The 16,192-nt window shown below is 38.7% G+C and carries 14 protein-coding genes; 5 read left to right on the top strand and 9 right to left on the bottom strand.

What is annotated here, in order from left to right:
- Positions 1-55: 55 nt before the first annotated feature.
- The gene (locus AC2VOY_RS14490; RefSeq protein ID WP_491833282.1) at positions 56-1,054 is read left to right on the top strand and encodes a 2-hydroxyacid dehydrogenase; all 999 of its coding nucleotides are present in this window, start codon (positions 56-58) and stop codon (positions 1,052-1,054) included.
- Between the two features lie 78 nt (positions 1,055-1,132).
- Here the strand turns inward: AC2VOY_RS14490 and AC2VOY_RS14485 are convergent, their stop codons facing one another.
- Positions 1,133-2,737, bottom strand: coding sequence for an ABC-F family ATPase (locus AC2VOY_RS14485; protein ID WP_491833281.1), 1,605 nt, complete (start codon positions 2,735-2,737; stop codon positions 1,133-1,135).
- 365 nt (positions 2,738-3,102) lie between these two features.
- Here AC2VOY_RS14485 and AC2VOY_RS14480 point away from each other — a divergent pair, with 365 nt between their 5' ends.
- Positions 3,103-4,362: a sensor domain-containing diguanylate cyclase gene (locus AC2VOY_RS14480; RefSeq protein WP_491833280.1), complete on the top strand. Its 1,260-nt coding sequence runs from the start codon at positions 3,103-3,105 to the stop codon at positions 4,360-4,362.
- A 58-nt stretch (positions 4,363-4,420) separates the two neighbouring features.
- On the opposite strand, the gene AC2VOY_RS14475 is transcribed toward AC2VOY_RS14480, so the two are convergent.
- A complete protein-coding gene (locus AC2VOY_RS14475; protein WP_491833279.1) occupies positions 4,421-5,215 on the bottom strand; it encodes a phosphatase PAP2 family protein in 795 nt (264 codons plus the stop codon).
- 434 nt (positions 5,216-5,649) lie between these two features.
- Here AC2VOY_RS14475 and AC2VOY_RS14470 point away from each other — a divergent pair, with 434 nt between their 5' ends.
- The 3 genes from AC2VOY_RS14470 (at position 5,650) to AC2VOY_RS14460 (ending at position 9,409) form a co-directional block, all read left to right on the top strand.
- Complete coding sequence (locus tag AC2VOY_RS14470; RefSeq protein WP_491833278.1) at positions 5,650-7,164, top strand: EAL domain-containing protein; 1,515 nt, start codon at positions 5,650-5,652, stop codon at positions 7,162-7,164.
- 215 nt (positions 7,165-7,379) lie between these two features.
- The gene (locus AC2VOY_RS14465) at positions 7,380-8,357 is read left to right on the top strand and encodes a DUF1852 domain-containing protein (RefSeq protein ID WP_491833277.1); all 978 of its coding nucleotides are present in this window, start codon (positions 7,380-7,382) and stop codon (positions 8,355-8,357) included.
- Positions 8,358-8,380: 23 nt separating this feature from the next.
- Positions 8,381-9,409 (top strand): methionine synthase, encoded by a 1,029-nt coding sequence (locus AC2VOY_RS14460; protein WP_491834148.1) that lies wholly within the window; start codon positions 8,381-8,383, stop codon positions 9,407-9,409.
- A gap of 159 nt (positions 9,410-9,568) precedes the next feature.
- On the opposite strand, the gene AC2VOY_RS14455 is transcribed toward AC2VOY_RS14460, so the two are convergent.
- The 7 genes from AC2VOY_RS14455 to AC2VOY_RS14425 all read right to left on the bottom strand — a co-directional run bounded on the left by AC2VOY_RS14455 (position 9,569) and on the right by AC2VOY_RS14425 (position 16,192).
- Positions 9,569-10,921, bottom strand: a complete 1,353-nt coding sequence (locus AC2VOY_RS14455; protein WP_491833276.1) for an FAD-binding oxidoreductase — start codon at positions 10,919-10,921, stop codon at positions 9,569-9,571.
- Positions 10,922-11,183: 262 nt separating this feature from the next.
- Positions 11,184-11,762, bottom strand: coding sequence for an ABC transporter permease (locus tag AC2VOY_RS14450; RefSeq protein WP_491833275.1), 579 nt, complete (start codon positions 11,760-11,762; stop codon positions 11,184-11,186).
- Entirely contained in the window at positions 11,759-12,598 is an 840-nt protein-coding gene (locus tag AC2VOY_RS14445; RefSeq protein WP_491833274.1) for an ABC transporter ATP-binding protein, read from the bottom strand. Before AC2VOY_RS14445 ends, AC2VOY_RS14450 begins: the two co-directional genes overlap by 4 nt.
- On the bottom strand, positions 12,595-13,584 hold the full coding sequence (locus AC2VOY_RS14440; RefSeq protein WP_491833273.1) for an ABC transporter substrate-binding protein: 990 nt from the start codon (positions 13,582-13,584) through the stop codon (positions 12,595-12,597). The genes AC2VOY_RS14445 and AC2VOY_RS14440 overlap by 4 nt, the downstream gene beginning before the upstream one ends.
- 42 nt (positions 13,585-13,626) lie before the next feature.
- Entirely contained in the window at positions 13,627-14,475 is an 849-nt protein-coding gene (locus AC2VOY_RS14435) for a creatininase family protein (protein WP_491833272.1), read from the bottom strand.
- A 24-nt stretch (positions 14,476-14,499) separates the two neighbouring features.
- Positions 14,500-14,961 carry a RidA family protein gene (locus AC2VOY_RS14430; protein WP_491833271.1) on the bottom strand — a complete coding sequence of 154 codons (462 nt, stop codon included), beginning with the start codon at positions 14,959-14,961 and terminating at the stop codon, positions 14,500-14,502.
- 25 nt (positions 14,962-14,986) lie between these two features.
- The gene (locus AC2VOY_RS14425) at positions 14,987-16,192 is read right to left on the bottom strand and encodes an amidohydrolase family protein (RefSeq protein ID WP_491833270.1); all 1,206 of its coding nucleotides are present in this window, start codon (positions 16,190-16,192) and stop codon (positions 14,987-14,989) included.

Raw genomic sequence — 16,192 nt, 5'->3', positions numbered from 1 at the left:
TTGCTATGATTCACAAAGGTTAAGGTAGGCGTAATTGAAACTAAAAGGAGCACACATGAAAATTTCAGTGTACAGTTCAAAATCTTACGATGAGTCCACCTTTAAGCAAGTAAATGCGCAATATGGATTTGAATGCCATTTCTTCAACTTTAGCCTCGACCTTAAAACAGCGTCACTAGCAGAGGGTTCGCAAGTGGTTTGCGCCTTTGTGAACGATGATTTATCTCGCCCAGTGCTTGAGAAACTCGCCGCGCAAGGCACAAAGTTAATTGCGATGCGCTGCGCAGGTTTTGATCGTGTGGATTTGGAGGCAGCAAAAGAATTGTCGCTACAAGTGGTGCGCGTGCCAGCCTATTCTCCTGAAGCGATTGCCGAACATGCCGTTGGGCTAATGATGTGTTTAAATCGCCGTCTGCATAAGGCCTATCAACGCACCCGTGATGCAAACTTTTCACTTGAGGGTTTAACTGGTTTTAACTTTCATGGCAAAACCGTTGGCGTGATTGGTTCTGGCAAAATTGGATTGGCAACCATGCGTATTCTCAAAGGCTTAGGCATGAACATCCTATGCTATGATCCCTACCCGAGTGATATCGCGATTGAAATTGGCGCCACCTATGTTGAGTTAGATGAGATTTATCAACGCGCAGATGTGATCACCTTGCATTGCCCGTTAACTCAAGATAATCAAAAATTATTATGCGCTGAGTCGTTCGCCAAGATGAAAGATGGGGTGATGATCATCAACACCAGTCGCGGCGGTTTGTTAGACTCACAAGATGCGATTGACGCCTTAAAAACAGGCAAGATTGGCTCACTGGCATTGGATGTATATGATAATGAAAAGGATTTATTCTTCCAAGATAACTCCAATGAAATCATTGCCGATGATGTGTTCCGCCGCATGTCGGCTTGTCATAACGTGTTATTTACCGGCCATCAGGCGTTTTTAACCATCGAAGCCTTAACCAATATTGCGCAAACAACCTTGAGCAATATAGATAAGTTTGCCAAAGCCGAAACAAGCGGCAATGAGTTAATTCACGCGCAATAAACCTTCAAAAGTAAAAATTGAATATAAAAAAACCAACCTGTTTGCAGCAAGGTTGGTTTTTTATTCAATCATTTTAAATTATGCAACAGCAGCAATCTTCTTTAGATGATCTAGATACTCATCATAAGTGCCTTGGAAGTTCACCAACTGCTTATCTTTAATATCAATAATCGCAGTCGCCAGTGATGACACAAATTCACGGTCATGGCTGACAAAAATTAATGTGCCAGTATAGACTTTGAGCGCATCGTTTAACGCTTCAATGGCTTCCATATCCATGTGGTTGGTTGGCTCATCCATCACCAGCACATTGACATCTTGCATCATTAACTTGCCAAATAATAAGCGGTTTTTCTCACCACCTGAGCAGTTGCGAGCTTTTTTATTGGCATCATCTGCGGTGAAGAGTAAACGTCCTAAAATGCCGCGCACCATTAAATCATCATGCTTAACTGTGCGCCATTGTGAGATCCAATCAAAGATAGTCAGATCATTATCAAAATCTGCCGTGCTATCTTGCGGGCAATAGCCAATCGAGGCATTTTCCGACCACTTCACAATACCATCTTTTTGCGCTAACTCTTTGACTAAGCAGCGTAATAAGGTCGTTTTACCCACGCCGTTTTCGCCGATTACCGCCAGACGTGTGCCTGCTTCTAATAATAAGTTGCCGTTTTCAAACAAAAGCTCATCATCAAAGGCGTGACCCAGATCTTGCAACTCTAACGCTAAACGGTGGAGTTTTTTACCTTCGCCAAAATCAATCGATGGGCTGATGCGACTGCTTGATTTCACTTCATCAAGCTTAATTTTATCCATTTTCTTAGCGCGAGAGCTGGCTTGTTTGGCTTTTGATGCATTCGCGCCAAAGCGGTTCACAAAGTCTTGCAACTCATTAATTTCCGCTTCTTTTTTCGCATTGCTTGACAACAATTGCTCACGGATCAAGGCAGATGCTTCTAAAAAGTATTCATAGTTGCCCGGATAAATACGCAATTCACCATAATCAATATCTGCCATATGCGTACACACAGAATTTAAAAAGTGACGGTCATGCGAGATGATGATCATGGTGCACTTTCGTTGATTCAGCTCTTCTGCGAGCCAGTTAATGGTATGAATATCCAAGTTGTTGGTTGGCTCATCGAGGAGCAAAATATCAGGGTTGGCAAAAAGTGCCTGCGCAAGCAAGACGCGTAATTTCCAACCCGGCGCAACCTGTTGCATCAAGTCAAAGTGAAATTCTTCTTCGATGCCCGCTTTAATTAAGATATCACCGGCGCGACTTTCTGCGGTATAGCCATCCATTTCAGCAAATTCGCTTTCCAAGTCTGCTACTTTCATCCCGTCTTCTTCGCTCATTTCAGGCAAAGAATAAATGCGCTCGCGCTCTTGTTTAACTTCCCACAATTTACGATCGCCCATGATCACCACATCAATCACATTGAATTCTTCAAAGGCGAATTGATCTTGACTTAGCACACCGAGTTTTTGGCCTGGAGTTATCGACACATTGCCTGAGCTTGGGGTAAGCGCCCCGCTTAAGATCTTCATAAAGGTCGATTTACCGCAGCCATTCGCCCCGATAAGTCCGTAACGATTGCCGTTACCAAATTTTGCTGAAATGTTTTCAAATAGCGGCTCGGCGCCAAATTGCATGGTGATGTTTGCTGTCGAAATCAAGGAATACCCTTAGTGTAATAACAAATGGAAAGCGAAATGAGGTCGTTAGAAATGAAGTCCTGCGCTTAATAGGCGGCGAAGTATACAGACTTTGTATAAGAATTGATAGTTATCTATGCGTGGTAGCCACCTATCTTTGCATGTCAGCTTAGAATAAAAGGTCCATAAAATTACCATTTGTTATACAAACCTTTCCAAAAACGACTAATTCCGCACTTTTTTCGGGCTTATAATTTTGTTACCTAATTGTTATCTTAATGATAATATGAGCCGAAATCATATAAGAATAAACCTTGTAAGCGCGGTAAAATCACGCGATAAGCGCAAGACTCAAAGCATCAAAATTGGAATAGTGAAGTGTCTATATGCCAAATGTAAGTATTGATTCAAGTTATGGGCTTGTGGTCATCCAGGATTTAAAAATTGTTTATGTTGATGATACTTATGCCAATATTTTTGGTTATGAATCCGCTCAAGATCTCATGTCTCATATCGATTCTTTTTTAGACCTGATAGATCCCAGGCATCATCAAGAAGTGCATGACAATTATTACCAGCAAGTAAATGGCACTGTCAGCCCGCGCGGCAAAACCTTTATCAATACCGATCGACATGGCCGTAAATTTACCGCCTTCACGATTGACCATGTGATTGAGTGGGAAGGCAAACCGGCGATTCAAGTCACCTTAATTGATTTTTCAATTGTAGAGCAAGCCCACCAGCAGATTAAACAAAAAGAGCAAGAGTATAAAAACTTAATCCTCTCTTCCCTGCAAGGCATTGTCGTTCATCGTGATTTTAAGCCTTTATTAGTCAACCAAGCTTGGGTTGATTTAATGCAAGCGCCATCCATCGAGCATGTCCTCAACCATGTCAACCTGCTTGATTTAGTTCCAGAGCAAGACAAACAAACAGCCATCACCCGCACCCAAGATATTCTCTCAGGAAAAATTAAAGGTACCCATGTGGTTGTCGAAAGTCATAGCTTTCATGGCAACACGCGTTTTTTGAACTTATATGATAATTTAATCGAATGGGATGGCGAGCCTGCGATTCAAACCGTTTTAAATGATGTCACAGACAAAATCGAACTTGAAAAAGAATTGGAATATAAAGCGCACCATGACGCCTTAACAGGGTTATGGAACCGCAGTGCGATTTATGAGTGGTTTTTTACTCGCACCAATGACTCAAAGGCCCTGACTTGTTTAATTGTGGATATTGATAACTTTAAACAAGTAAATGATACCTATGGGCATATCGCCGGAGATGCAGTGATCCGCTGTGTGGCGCAGTTGTGTCAAGATGTTGTCTTGGATAATGGCGTTGTCGGACGTTGGGGCGGTGAAGAATTCGTTATTTTCTTACCCGATTTATGCCATAGCGATGCCTTAAAGATTGCTCAAGAGATCCGTCTACGCTGTGCTCAGGAGTTTTGTTATACGCAAGATCACAAGGTTCAGTGTACCCTCAGCATCGGCATGGCGCATTGCGATCATCAAGATTGTTTTCCGAAGCAGCCATCACTTGAGGAAGAGCGCAATATGATGGATGACTTTATCCAAAAAGCCGACAAACATTTATATATTGCAAAGAAATCAGGGAAAAACCAAGTTCAGTATTAAGCTTGGTTTCAAGTTAAACGCGGTTTCAAATCGATTCTGGCCGCGCTTAAACAAAATATTATGCGCGTGAGTCGCCCTTTCGCGCATAATAATAGTTACTCACGACAATTCCCAGCAAGCTAAATAAAATGCTTAAAGCCGTTGATGCCAGCACATCTTGCGGCCAATGCATGCCGAGTAACATTCGGCTCACTCCCATTGCGATGCCCCAAACAAGCATCCCGCCAAGCAGCAGCCGCGCCCCACAAAGTAATAAATAATAACTTGCCGTGATGACTAAGGTTGCTGAAAAAATCGTATGACCAGAGGGAAATGAATAACCCACTTCATGGCGCCAATGATCTTGTAGCAATTCAAAAATCTGTTTATTTTGATGCGCAAGATCCACCGAATCTCGCTCTAAAGGCGTTGAATCTGAGTAGGCTTGCATGGTTTGATCCATCATTTCTGCTCGCTCTTGACGATTGAGATCATAAAAGCTATCCAAATTAAGCGGTAGATTTTCTAGTTCAGACAAAAATACCATGTTCGGCCTTGGCTCTTTAAAATATTGCTTAAGCAGCACATTTAAGCTGGTACTGAGACTTAGACTAACCACAGTCGCAAGCACAAGCCTCAGCCAAACTTGCTTTGGAACGCAAAAATAACTCAGGCCAAAAATAAACAAAATGGTTGAAACAAAATAAGGCGAGGTGCCTGTCATGGTGATTGCATACAAGATATATGACCAAGATGAGCTTAAATCGATCCAAGGAAAAACACTTTGTTTGAGTAAAAAGATCGCCAATGGCGGCAGTAATAAAAGCAGCCAAACCAAGAACACTTTCTTATAAATTTTCACATCATTTGTCATAATAGCTTCTAACGTATTGAATCATAATTGGTATTTTACATAAGCTGAGGACTGATTGGAATCATTAGTTAAATTTTAAAAAACTGATATATGTATGACAAATATAAATACACAGATATCATTACATTATATTCATAGGTAGAAAACGCTATGAAAACCATATTTATTTAACTAATAGTCGTCAAGTAAAGTAATTTTTAAAACTTCAACTGAATATTCAAGCAATAAAACAAAGGATATTTAATGTAAATATTATGTAAAATACTAATTGATCACTCATAATATAAATGATATTTTTATTTGAACCTGACTAACCACATAAATATTATGAATTAATTTGCCCATACATTTACAAAGAAATTAAACTCGTACTTATTTAATTCATCAGATATGTTTTATATGGGATAAACCATAATAAATAAAGGTCAATACATGTGAACTCTCGTAATTTTAACCCTTTTTTACGCGCTAAAATCATCCATTGCGTACTACTATTTATAACTATATTTATTGTGGGTACTGGTTTAGTCATTGTGGATGCTATCAAGGCAGCATATGATACAAATCAGCTGCGCATATCCATAGCAACGAAAGTATTAAATGAAGAAATCACGAATGCAGAAAAAGCCCTGCAAGTAATCAAACCATTTCATGATAAAACTTGCGCTGAAACGCAGGCACAGATCTCAAAAATTTTGGTGGAAAATCCAAATATCCAAACCATTAACATGTTAAAGAATGATGTGGTGACCTGTTCGAATTTCAATCCGATTATAGGAAAGTCACGCTCATTAGTTGATAAAAATGAAATATCTTTGGTCAATTCAATTTTCTTATCGCCAGGTAAGCCTTTATTGTTAATAAAAGACGTCATTGATAATACGACTATTGCCGTGACGCTACATTATTTTAGTTTTTCTGGCATCTTTAACTTGCTTGAGGATAATTCCACTTTTTATTTATCAACCAATTCGGCATGGGTCAGTGGTAACAAAGTTAACTTTATTCAAAAAGATCAAGATGATATCGTCGAGAACTCAACCGAACATGCTTTTTCTGTGAGTGCGAAACTCAATTATGCCAACATAGTTAACAATGCGCTTCACAATAACCTCACCCTGCTATTTTTAATTGGCATAGCTTCTTTAGCGACCTATTATTATGCAAAATTTCATCACTATAATGTGATTAAGTACGCCTTGAAGCGCTCGATTAAGAAAAAAGATATCATCCCATATATTCAGACGATAAGTGATCATCAAGGTCAAATCGTTGGCGGCGAGATACTAATGCGCTGGAAGTATCGCTCAAATGTCCTTTCTCCGTATCACTTCATTGATATTGCTGAAGAAAGTGGCTTAATCGTGCCGATGACGCTACAGCTTTTTGATGATCTTTATCAAACCTGCATCAACTCTATTGATAATATCAAACAAGACTTTTATTTAAGTATTAATATCAGTGCAAAACAGCTCGCGAAAGAACATCGTGACGATTTAATCGCTAAATGTCAGTTATTTTTAGCAAACCCTAAGCTGAAACATATAACTTTGGTTCTTGAAATCACTGAGCGCCAAATCATTAGTAATAACCAAGAAAACCTAAAAACCATCCATGCATTAAATTCACTTGGGATCACCCTTGCCTTGGACGATTTTGGCACCGGTTATTCAAGCTTGGAAAATATACACAGCTTTAATGTCGGTATTATAAAAATAGATAAAAGCTTTATTGATCATATTGAAAGTTCACCATTAGGTTGTAACTTAATCGCAAATATTATCGATCTCTCTGAGCGATTAAAGCTTAAAACGGTTGCCGAAGGTGTGGAAAATAAAGAACAGGCACAGTACCTCATTACCAATGGGATAAACTTATTACAAGGTTATTTGTACCATAAACCACAATGTTTTAGCGCCTTTATTCAACATCAAAATAAAGCCGCTTAAATCTAACGAAGCGCATCTTTTATTATAAAATAGCAGCAGGCTTATATTTTAGGTTTGCTGCTATTTTTCTTTTTACTTTATTTCCCTTCTTTTATTATGTTTTAAACTTGAATTTTCTTCATATTCACTTGCAAATAAACTAAATATCCAAGCAGCGCTTAAAAGGTTATAACTTAAGCATATAATCTTTTTCGGATATAGGGACACGCACCGATATGAGCAATGAATTTTCTTTTAGCATAAAAAGCATACGTTTTGATGAAAACTACAAGCCGGCGCAAAGCACACGCGCTACCACCAACTTTGCGAACTTAGCACGCGGTCAAAGCCGTCAGCAAAACCTGCGTAACACTTTGAATATGATAAATAATCGCTTCAACTCATTCGCCCGTTGGGATAACCCAAAAAGTGATCGTTACTCAGTTGAGCTTGATATTATTTCTGTCGATATGCAGCTACAAACGAGCCATGAGTCATTTCCTTGCATCGAAGTGTTAAAGACCAATATTTTTGATCATCACACCAATCAGCGCCATGAAGGGATCGTCGGCAATAACTTCTCATCTTATGTCAGAGATTATGACTTTAGCATTCTTTTGCCTGAACATAACCAAGGCCAAAAACAGTTTAGGATCCCTGCCGACTTTGGTGAGCTGCACGGTAATATCTTTAAATCTTTTGTAAACTCAGAGATTTATAGCAATCATTTTAACAAGCGCCCTGTGATTTGCCTGAGCGTTTCAGAAAATAAAGTCTATCAACGCACCACAAACGAGCACCCAATCCTTGGGGTTGAATATCTGCCAAATGAGTCGTCATTAACCGAGCAATATTTCCACAAAATGGGCTTACAGGTGCGTTATTTCATGCCACCAGCATGCCGCGCCCCGCTTGCATTTTTCTTCTTTGGAGATTTACTGGCCGATTATTCAAACCTTGAACTGATCAGCACGATTAGCACCATGGAAACCTTCCAAAAGATTTATCGTCCAGAGATTTATAATGCCAATGCTGTGGCAGGCGAGTGCTATCAACCAAGCTTAAAAGACTCGAACCACTCCCTAACGCAAGTGGTGTATGACAGAGAAGAGCGTAGCCGACTGGCGATTGAGCAAGGTAAATTTGCCCAAGAACATTTTATTACCCCTTATCAATCACACCTTGAGCAATGCTTTAAAAATTTTGCCGCCTAATGAATATAAGAAGAGATTTGATGATGAAAACACTTTTACCCACTTCAACAGCAGGCAGTTTGCCAAAACCTTCTTGGCTGGCTGAACCTGAAAAACTTTGGTCTGATTGGAAACTAGAAGGCGAAGCGCTAAAGTTTGGCAAACACGATGCACTGCGCGTGGCGCTGCAAGAGCAATCTCATGCGGGCGTGGACATTGTGAGTGATGGCGAACAAACCAGACAGCACTTTGTGACCACATTTATTGAGCACTTAAATGGCGTTGATTTTGAAAACCGCAAGACAGTGACAATCCGTAACCGCTATGAAGCAAGTGTGCCTGTGGTCACTGGCCCTGTTAGCCGTAAGCAACCTGTGTTTGTTGAAGATGCAAAATTTCTGCGCCAACAAACCAAGCAACCAATCAAATGGGCTCTGCCTGGGCCGATGACGATGATCGATACTTTATATGATGATCATTACGGCAGCCGAGAAAAACTTGCGTGGGAATTTGCTAAGATATTAAATGAAGAAGCGAAAGAGCTTGAAGCGGCTGGCGTGGATATTATTCAATTTGATGAGCCAGCGTTTAACGTCTTTTTTGATGATGTGAATGACTGGGGCATCGCTTGTTTAGAGCGTGCTATCGAAGGACTAAAATGTGAAACCGCAGTGCATATTTGCTACGGCTATGGCATCAAAGCGAATACAGATTGGAAAAAGACATTGGGCACAGAATGGCGTCAATATGAAGCTGTTTTCCCTAAATTGCAGCAATCAAATATAGATATCATCTCACTTGAGTGTCATAACTCACATGTACCAATTGAATTGTTAGAATTGATCCGCGGCAAGAAAGTCATGGTTGGCGCAATTGATGTGGCAAGCAACGACATTGAAACGCCAGAAGAAGTTGCCGAAACCTTGCGTAAGGCCTTGAAATATGTCGATGCGGATAAGCTTTATCCTTGCACCAACTGCGGCATGGCGCCCCTTTCACGTGAAGTGTCATCGAAGAAGCTGCAAGCATTGAGCGCCGGCGCACAGATTGTACGTGATGAGTTAGGTGTCTGATTTTAACTTAGAATTAAAGAAGCCAGTAAGAAGTCGACAATGTCGATTCGAAACTGGCTTCTAGCAATGAATAGTTTTATGTTTTGAATTGAAGCTGGTTCAGAAAATCTCATAATACCAGAGGTAGTTACACAAAATATGTTACAACCTCTATACCTTTTAAGCTGCACCAGAAAGAGTTCGCATTTTACCTTTGTTCAGCAATTCTTTTGGATCATTCGAGCGCTTACTATCTAAAATAGACTCACTCAACAAGCCGCCGTGCTTTCCATCTTCAAGAGTATATACATGAGGATTATTGATACCAATCCCTACTTGTTTATGCATTTGAATAAGCTCATCTAACCTTTCATTAGTCGTGTATTGAATTAGAGGTAAACCCGCTATCATAGGTTGTTTATCGGCTGTAGAAATAAACTCTATATGAATCGAAACTTCATTAGACAAGCTCGATTCTATTTCTTTTAATTGCTCTAATGCGCAATCTACGTCATAGTGCGCCTGTAAGTAAGTGAGTGATTTATTATATTTTAAAGCATGTAATGTTGAATGATTCCAACAGTTTTCAACCATTGTTTCGGAATCATCTGTTTTCATTGAGAAGTCTTGGAACCAAGATATTCGTCCATTATGCTCAGTAAGTAGCTCTTTCAATGGGATTCGAGCATTTTCAGCAGCAATAGTAATTACAACATATTCACCTGCTTTTACTGTATCACCATGTAGTAAATTCTTGGCTCCATCGTAACTAAATAAAGCTACATTGCGTTTATCAATACCTGAACTATAAGCTAAGGTATAAGCTAATGAATACGCATCTTCTAAAGAAGGAAAAGAAAGTATATATTCATCCCAGTTCCTTTTAGGCGCAACAGCAAGATCGATTTCTACAATAATACCATTTGTTCCATAAGTATGATGATAATTCATTAAGTCTGGACCCGTAAATTCCAACACCTTTGGTTCAGTTTCGATCGTGAGTACTTTAATTTTAAGGATTGTTCCTTTTGCCGCAACAGGTCCATAATTTATTGACCCGATGCCACCAAAACCTCCTGAAAAGAAGCCGCCCATTGTAGCCATTTTGTATGTTGAAGGCATGCATCTCATTTCATACCCAAATTGTGCAATGTTGGATTCTACATCAGAGATCTTAATGCCAGGTTCAACTGTTGCAATACCATTTTCAAATTTTAGAAATTTAGAAAAATTTGTCATATCGACAACAACACCGCCCATTAACGGTACCGATTGCCCATAATTTCCAGTGCCGCCACCACGAATTGTGATAGGAACATTATATTCAACACATTTCTCTACAAGACATTTTAGTTCGTTGATATCCTTAGGTTTAACAATCATATCTGCAACTTTACCTGCAAGTTGATCAGACAATACTGGACTAAACCAATGGAAATCTTTTGATAAGCGTTTCACATGAATTGGTGTCACTAGCCACTCTAAACCCTGTAACTGTTCCTTAATTTGATTACAACCTTGTTTAATATCCATATATATTCCCTCACTATCCGTTTGTATTAATGAACTTCACTCTCATGCCAATGACCAATAAAAATCTTAGTTAACATGGACATCGCAATAAATAGAGCTACACCTGTAAAAGAAATTAAAGTAAGCGCAGCAAACATACGCGGAATATTAAGTTGATATCCCGCTTGTAAAATTTGGTACGCTAAACCCGTATTTGCTCCACCTGTACCTGCAACAAATTCAGCAACTACCGCACCAACTAGCGATAAACCACATGCAATTTTTAATGCCGCAAAAAATAAGGCATTGATGATGGGATACGCAAACGAAGCAAAACTTGCAACCTTGATGCATTTCGTAACTTAAAGTAATTCAATAAGTTCGGTGAAACACTTCTAAGACCTAAAGTTGTATTTGAAATAATTGGGAAAACTGCCACCAAGGTAGAGCACACGACTAATGCAAGAGTTGTATTATCTACCCAAATAATAATTAAAGGGGCGATTGCCACAATTGGTGTGACTTGCAATAAAACCGCATAAGGAAAAAATGCTGTTTCGATCACTCGACTTTGCACAAAGAAAAAAGCAACTATTACACCTATCACTATCGCAAGTAAAAAAGACAAAAACGTTATTTTTAATGTATACATTAAAGAAGGAGCCAAAATCGCCCAATCATCAAATAGAGTTTGAAATGTTTTAGATGGTGACGGTAGAATGTATTCAGGTGTGCCAGTAACCTGAATCGTTAACTGCCATACTGCAAGTAAAACAATCATCACAAGTGTTGGGAAAGCGATTCTTTTAAATTGCTTATTCTGAATTAAAGGGCGCGTAAACTGATGTATTCTATTGCTCATGCATCCTCCTCAATAGAAGCTTTGGTCAGCAATCTATGTAATATCATGGAATATTTTGAGAATTCAGGACTTAAGCGAAAATCTTCGGTTCTTGGAAATGGTTCATCTATTACTATTTCATCGATGATTCTCCCAGGACGAGCAGCCATCACAACAACCCGTTGAGATAAAAACACTGCTTCATGGATGGAATGCGTCACAAAAACCACTGTCAGTCCATTTTTTCGCCATAAATGTAAAAGCTCACTATCCAACTTAAAGCGTGTAATTTCATCTAAAGCACCAAAGGGCTCGTCCATAAGTAGCAGATCTGGGTTTACAACCAAACCCCTAGCTATTGAAACACGCATCTGCATTCCTCCTGATAGCTCTTTTGGTAGAGAGTCTGCAAACTTGGATAATCCAACTAACTCTAATGCTTGATCTACGAGTCTATCCGCCTCAACACCTTTAATACCATCAAGATCCAAAGCTAAACGAACATTTTTTCGCACTGTCGTCCACATCATTAAAGATGCTTCTTGAAAAACAAAAGATAACGATCTATTTTGACTAGCTAACTTATCAACCGGCTTTCGCCATAATAATAATCGACCATCAGATGGTTCTTCCAAACCTGCTACCATTTTTAACAGTGTACTTTTACCGCACCCTGAAGGTCCAAGAAGTGTTACGAACTCGCCTTGTTTAACTTGTAAATCAACAGGTAATAAAGCTCTCGTCCCATTATCATAAACCTTTTCAGTTGAAAGCATCTGTATTGCGGGCATAGGTTCATCAACAATTGAAATGTAAACATCTTTATTATTTTTTGTATTTTTTATTGCTAAACTCATGGCATCACCTTCAAATCATCCATAAACGTTGTGGTATAGACTTTTGTTAAATCAACATCCTCAGCAGAGAATAAGTCATTTTCAACAGCCATCTGCCATGTTTTTTTCATTCGTTCCGGTGTGATGATGCCTATACCTTTGTCAGCTGCATCGCCTCCTGTAATAATTCCAGATTCACGTAATTTCTGTATTGAATATGCCATTTGATCATCCGTCATACTCGGATTATCTTGTTTAATTGCTTTATTGCCTTGGGTAGGATCAGTAAGATAGTTTTTCCAACCTTGCATTGACGCCTGTAAAAAAGCTTTGATTTTTTCTGGATGCTCTTCAATCACATTCTGATGACATGCAATTGAATTCCCATAAGGCGGATAACCTTCTTTACCGATAGAGTAGACATTAAAAGCTACACCAGCTTTTTCCAGAGCAAAAGGCTCTGAAGTCATAAAGCCTTGCTGTGAGACAGAGTTATCCATGACAAATGGTTGAATATTAAATGTATAAGAACGTGCCATTGAGTCATTAAAACCAAATTTCTTTTTCGCCCACGGCCACCAACTTGAATGTGCAGCGGTAGAAATCAGAACCTTTTTATCTTTCAACTCGGCTAATGAATTAATGTCGTCATGGGTAATAATGACAGTTGGATCATATTGGAAGCTTGTCGCAACTATCTTAATTGGAAGCCCTCGCTTTTGTGACATCATGACACCAATATCATCTGTAATGATACAATCTGCTTTTCCTGCCACTAATAGCTGAGTATTATTGACCTGTGGCCCCCCCATTTTTATACTGACATCCAACCCCTGTTCCTTATAGAAACCTTCTTCTTTTGCTTGATAATATCCACCATGTTCAGCTTGTGCATACCAGTTGGTTATAAAAGTAAATGACTCTTCTTGTGCATAAACACTTGGAGAGAAAGCTCCTATAACTAAGAGTGCGATAAATGAATGCTTAAATGTATTATTAACTTCCATGTTGATTCCTTTTTGATTAAGTGAGCTAATTATTTAGAAAACTTAGTTATTAACTTGAATGTGACCATTAAAATGTGCTTTCCCCCAAGTAGGCTCTGACCGTTTCACCCATTGCGCCTCATAAATTTCCATGATAGCTTTTGCCCATTGACTACCCAATTGATTCAGAAGTTGTTCTCCAAGTTCTAATGTTGCTTTCGTTGGATCACCGATAACACCAGTGGGACCAAAGTCAAAACTTGCCCATGCGGCGGCAGGTCGGCCAGTTGTTAATGTTGGACAAGGAAAAGGTTCTGGATAATGCGTTTCGGTTCTATCCATATGGACATAATCACCTAGAAGTGCGAGCATAATGGCTGTTTCTCCATGACCTGCATGCATGGATAATTGTTTTTCTTGTTCAGTAAAACTTGAATCGTCATGTTTTACACTCCATGCTGAGCGAGGGATAACCATATAATCTCCATGGCGTAAACGTAATTCTCTTGCAGCCATTTCCAATGGTTGAGGTTGACCGCCATGAGCATTAACCATAATTAATTTTTTAAAACCAGAACGATAAATGGACTCGCCAATCTCAATGATTGTGTGGAGTAGAATTTCACCTGTTAACGTAACCGTTCCAGGAAAATGTAAATGCTCATCGGATTTGCCATAAACCACAGGCGGCAAACCATATGCTGGAATATCTTCAGGGAGAAGACTTAAAGCCTTACCGACTACACCAGCAGAAACAGTTGCATCGACCGAGCAAGGGAGGTGTGGGCCGTGCTGCTCAATCGCACCTACAGGTAAAACGATCACAGTATTCTCTTTGTCCTCGATTGCATCGATATCAGTCCAAGTTAAATAAGGTAAGAAACGCTTAGGTGGTATATATCCATGTAACATATTTAATCCTTTTTACATTTAAAATTAATGATTTAATGGCAGATAAGCTGTTGCTTCGACTTCAATTAATATATCTTCAGTGGGTAACATTTCACTTACTTCTACAACTGTTGATACAGGTAATTGTTCAGAAAAAAATTGTTTACGTACCTCACTGTAATAAGGGAAGTCATCTAATGATTTAAAATATTGAACTAGCTTAAATACATCACTCATTTGGCCTCCTTGTTCTTCTATCATTTCTCTTATTGCATTCAATACGAACCAACTTTGAGACAAAATCGGCCCTTTTTTTAGGTCTGTGGAAAACTCCCCTGTCTGCCCAAGTGTTTCTGCAATTTCCGATGAAATATCATCAAAACCATTAATTATTTTCTTTTTTTGAGGGTTAACAGCAATCACACCTGAAAAAAAAATAAAATCTCCCATTCTTCGATATGCTTGATATTGTGCTAATGGTGCTCCATCAGACTGATTAGTTTCCATACCTATTCTCCTTTTTATATTTTGCTTAACTTAGCCATTGCCCATATCGCATAACAGTAACAGCCTTATATTCCGGCCATATATGTAAATTAGAGTGGTCAAATATAATGAAATCAGCTGGCTGTCCTATTAAAATTGATTTATTTAAATCTTGAGAAGGTTTTAATGTACAGATTGATTGGCTCCATTTGTGAAATGGTTCCTCTAGTTGAGCTGTAATACATGCTAATTTTAATATTTCAATCGGGTTATAGTCACCATATGGGCAAAATGCATCAGCAACGTTATCACTAGAAAACATCACGCTTACATTTTCTGCTACAGCTTCTTTAACAAGAGTAACCCCCCTATGAGTAGGCGTAACATCTTTTTCAGCATCTTGTAATAATAAATTGGTTGTAGGTAAAGCCACTAAGTTAACTTTATGTTTAGAAAAAACTTTTAAAATATTTTTAGCCACTTTTTTATCTAAACTTTGGAGACCACACGCATGGCCACATGTTATTTCACCTAAGAATTCATTTTTATTTAAATAATCACTAATCCAGAGAAGACCATCTGCGCTGCCTATTTCCTCATTAATATGAAGGTCTAAGTCTAATTTAAACTTATTTGCCACCTTAAATAAGTTTTCCATAGCTGTGCGACTATAATTGCTCGAATGTATAAATGCCCCTAACAAACTATTGTTACTTTTACTTATTTTTTCTGCTAAATCTATACTTCTACTTTCATCTTCAAAGACAGTTAAAGGAGCTAAGGCGACTCTTTCTATGAGTAGTTTTTTTTCCCAATTTAAAATGATTTCATCTAAAACTAACCATGCAGTAGGAGTACATAAATCAAACCAATCTATATGAGTTCTAATATATGAAACACCATTATAATATGCTGATTGAAGCGCTTTATTTATCCTTTCAAACAGATCCACTTCATTCCAATTTGTCTTATCTTTATTCATTGCATGGATAGCATTTAATAAACCAGGACCAATATTCCCTAGCCGTGAACGAGTATACGTCTTATCTAAGTGGGTATGAATATCACATAACCCTGAGATAGCTAACCTTCCATTACCTTCCCAAATTGAATCTTCACGCTCAAAGTTTGCTTCGGTAGCTTTCACAACTTTTACAATTGAGCCGTTTTCTATTGAAATAGATACTCGATCAGAATCTTTTATATTAGATAGCCAACTGGGGATCTGAATATTATTCAACCAATACGCCAC

It is taken from the genome of Vibrio sp. KMM 9700 (genome assembly GCF_058545285.1).
The sequence above is the reverse complement of the archived record's forward strand: the minus strand, read 5'-3'. Positions and strand labels throughout refer to the sequence as shown.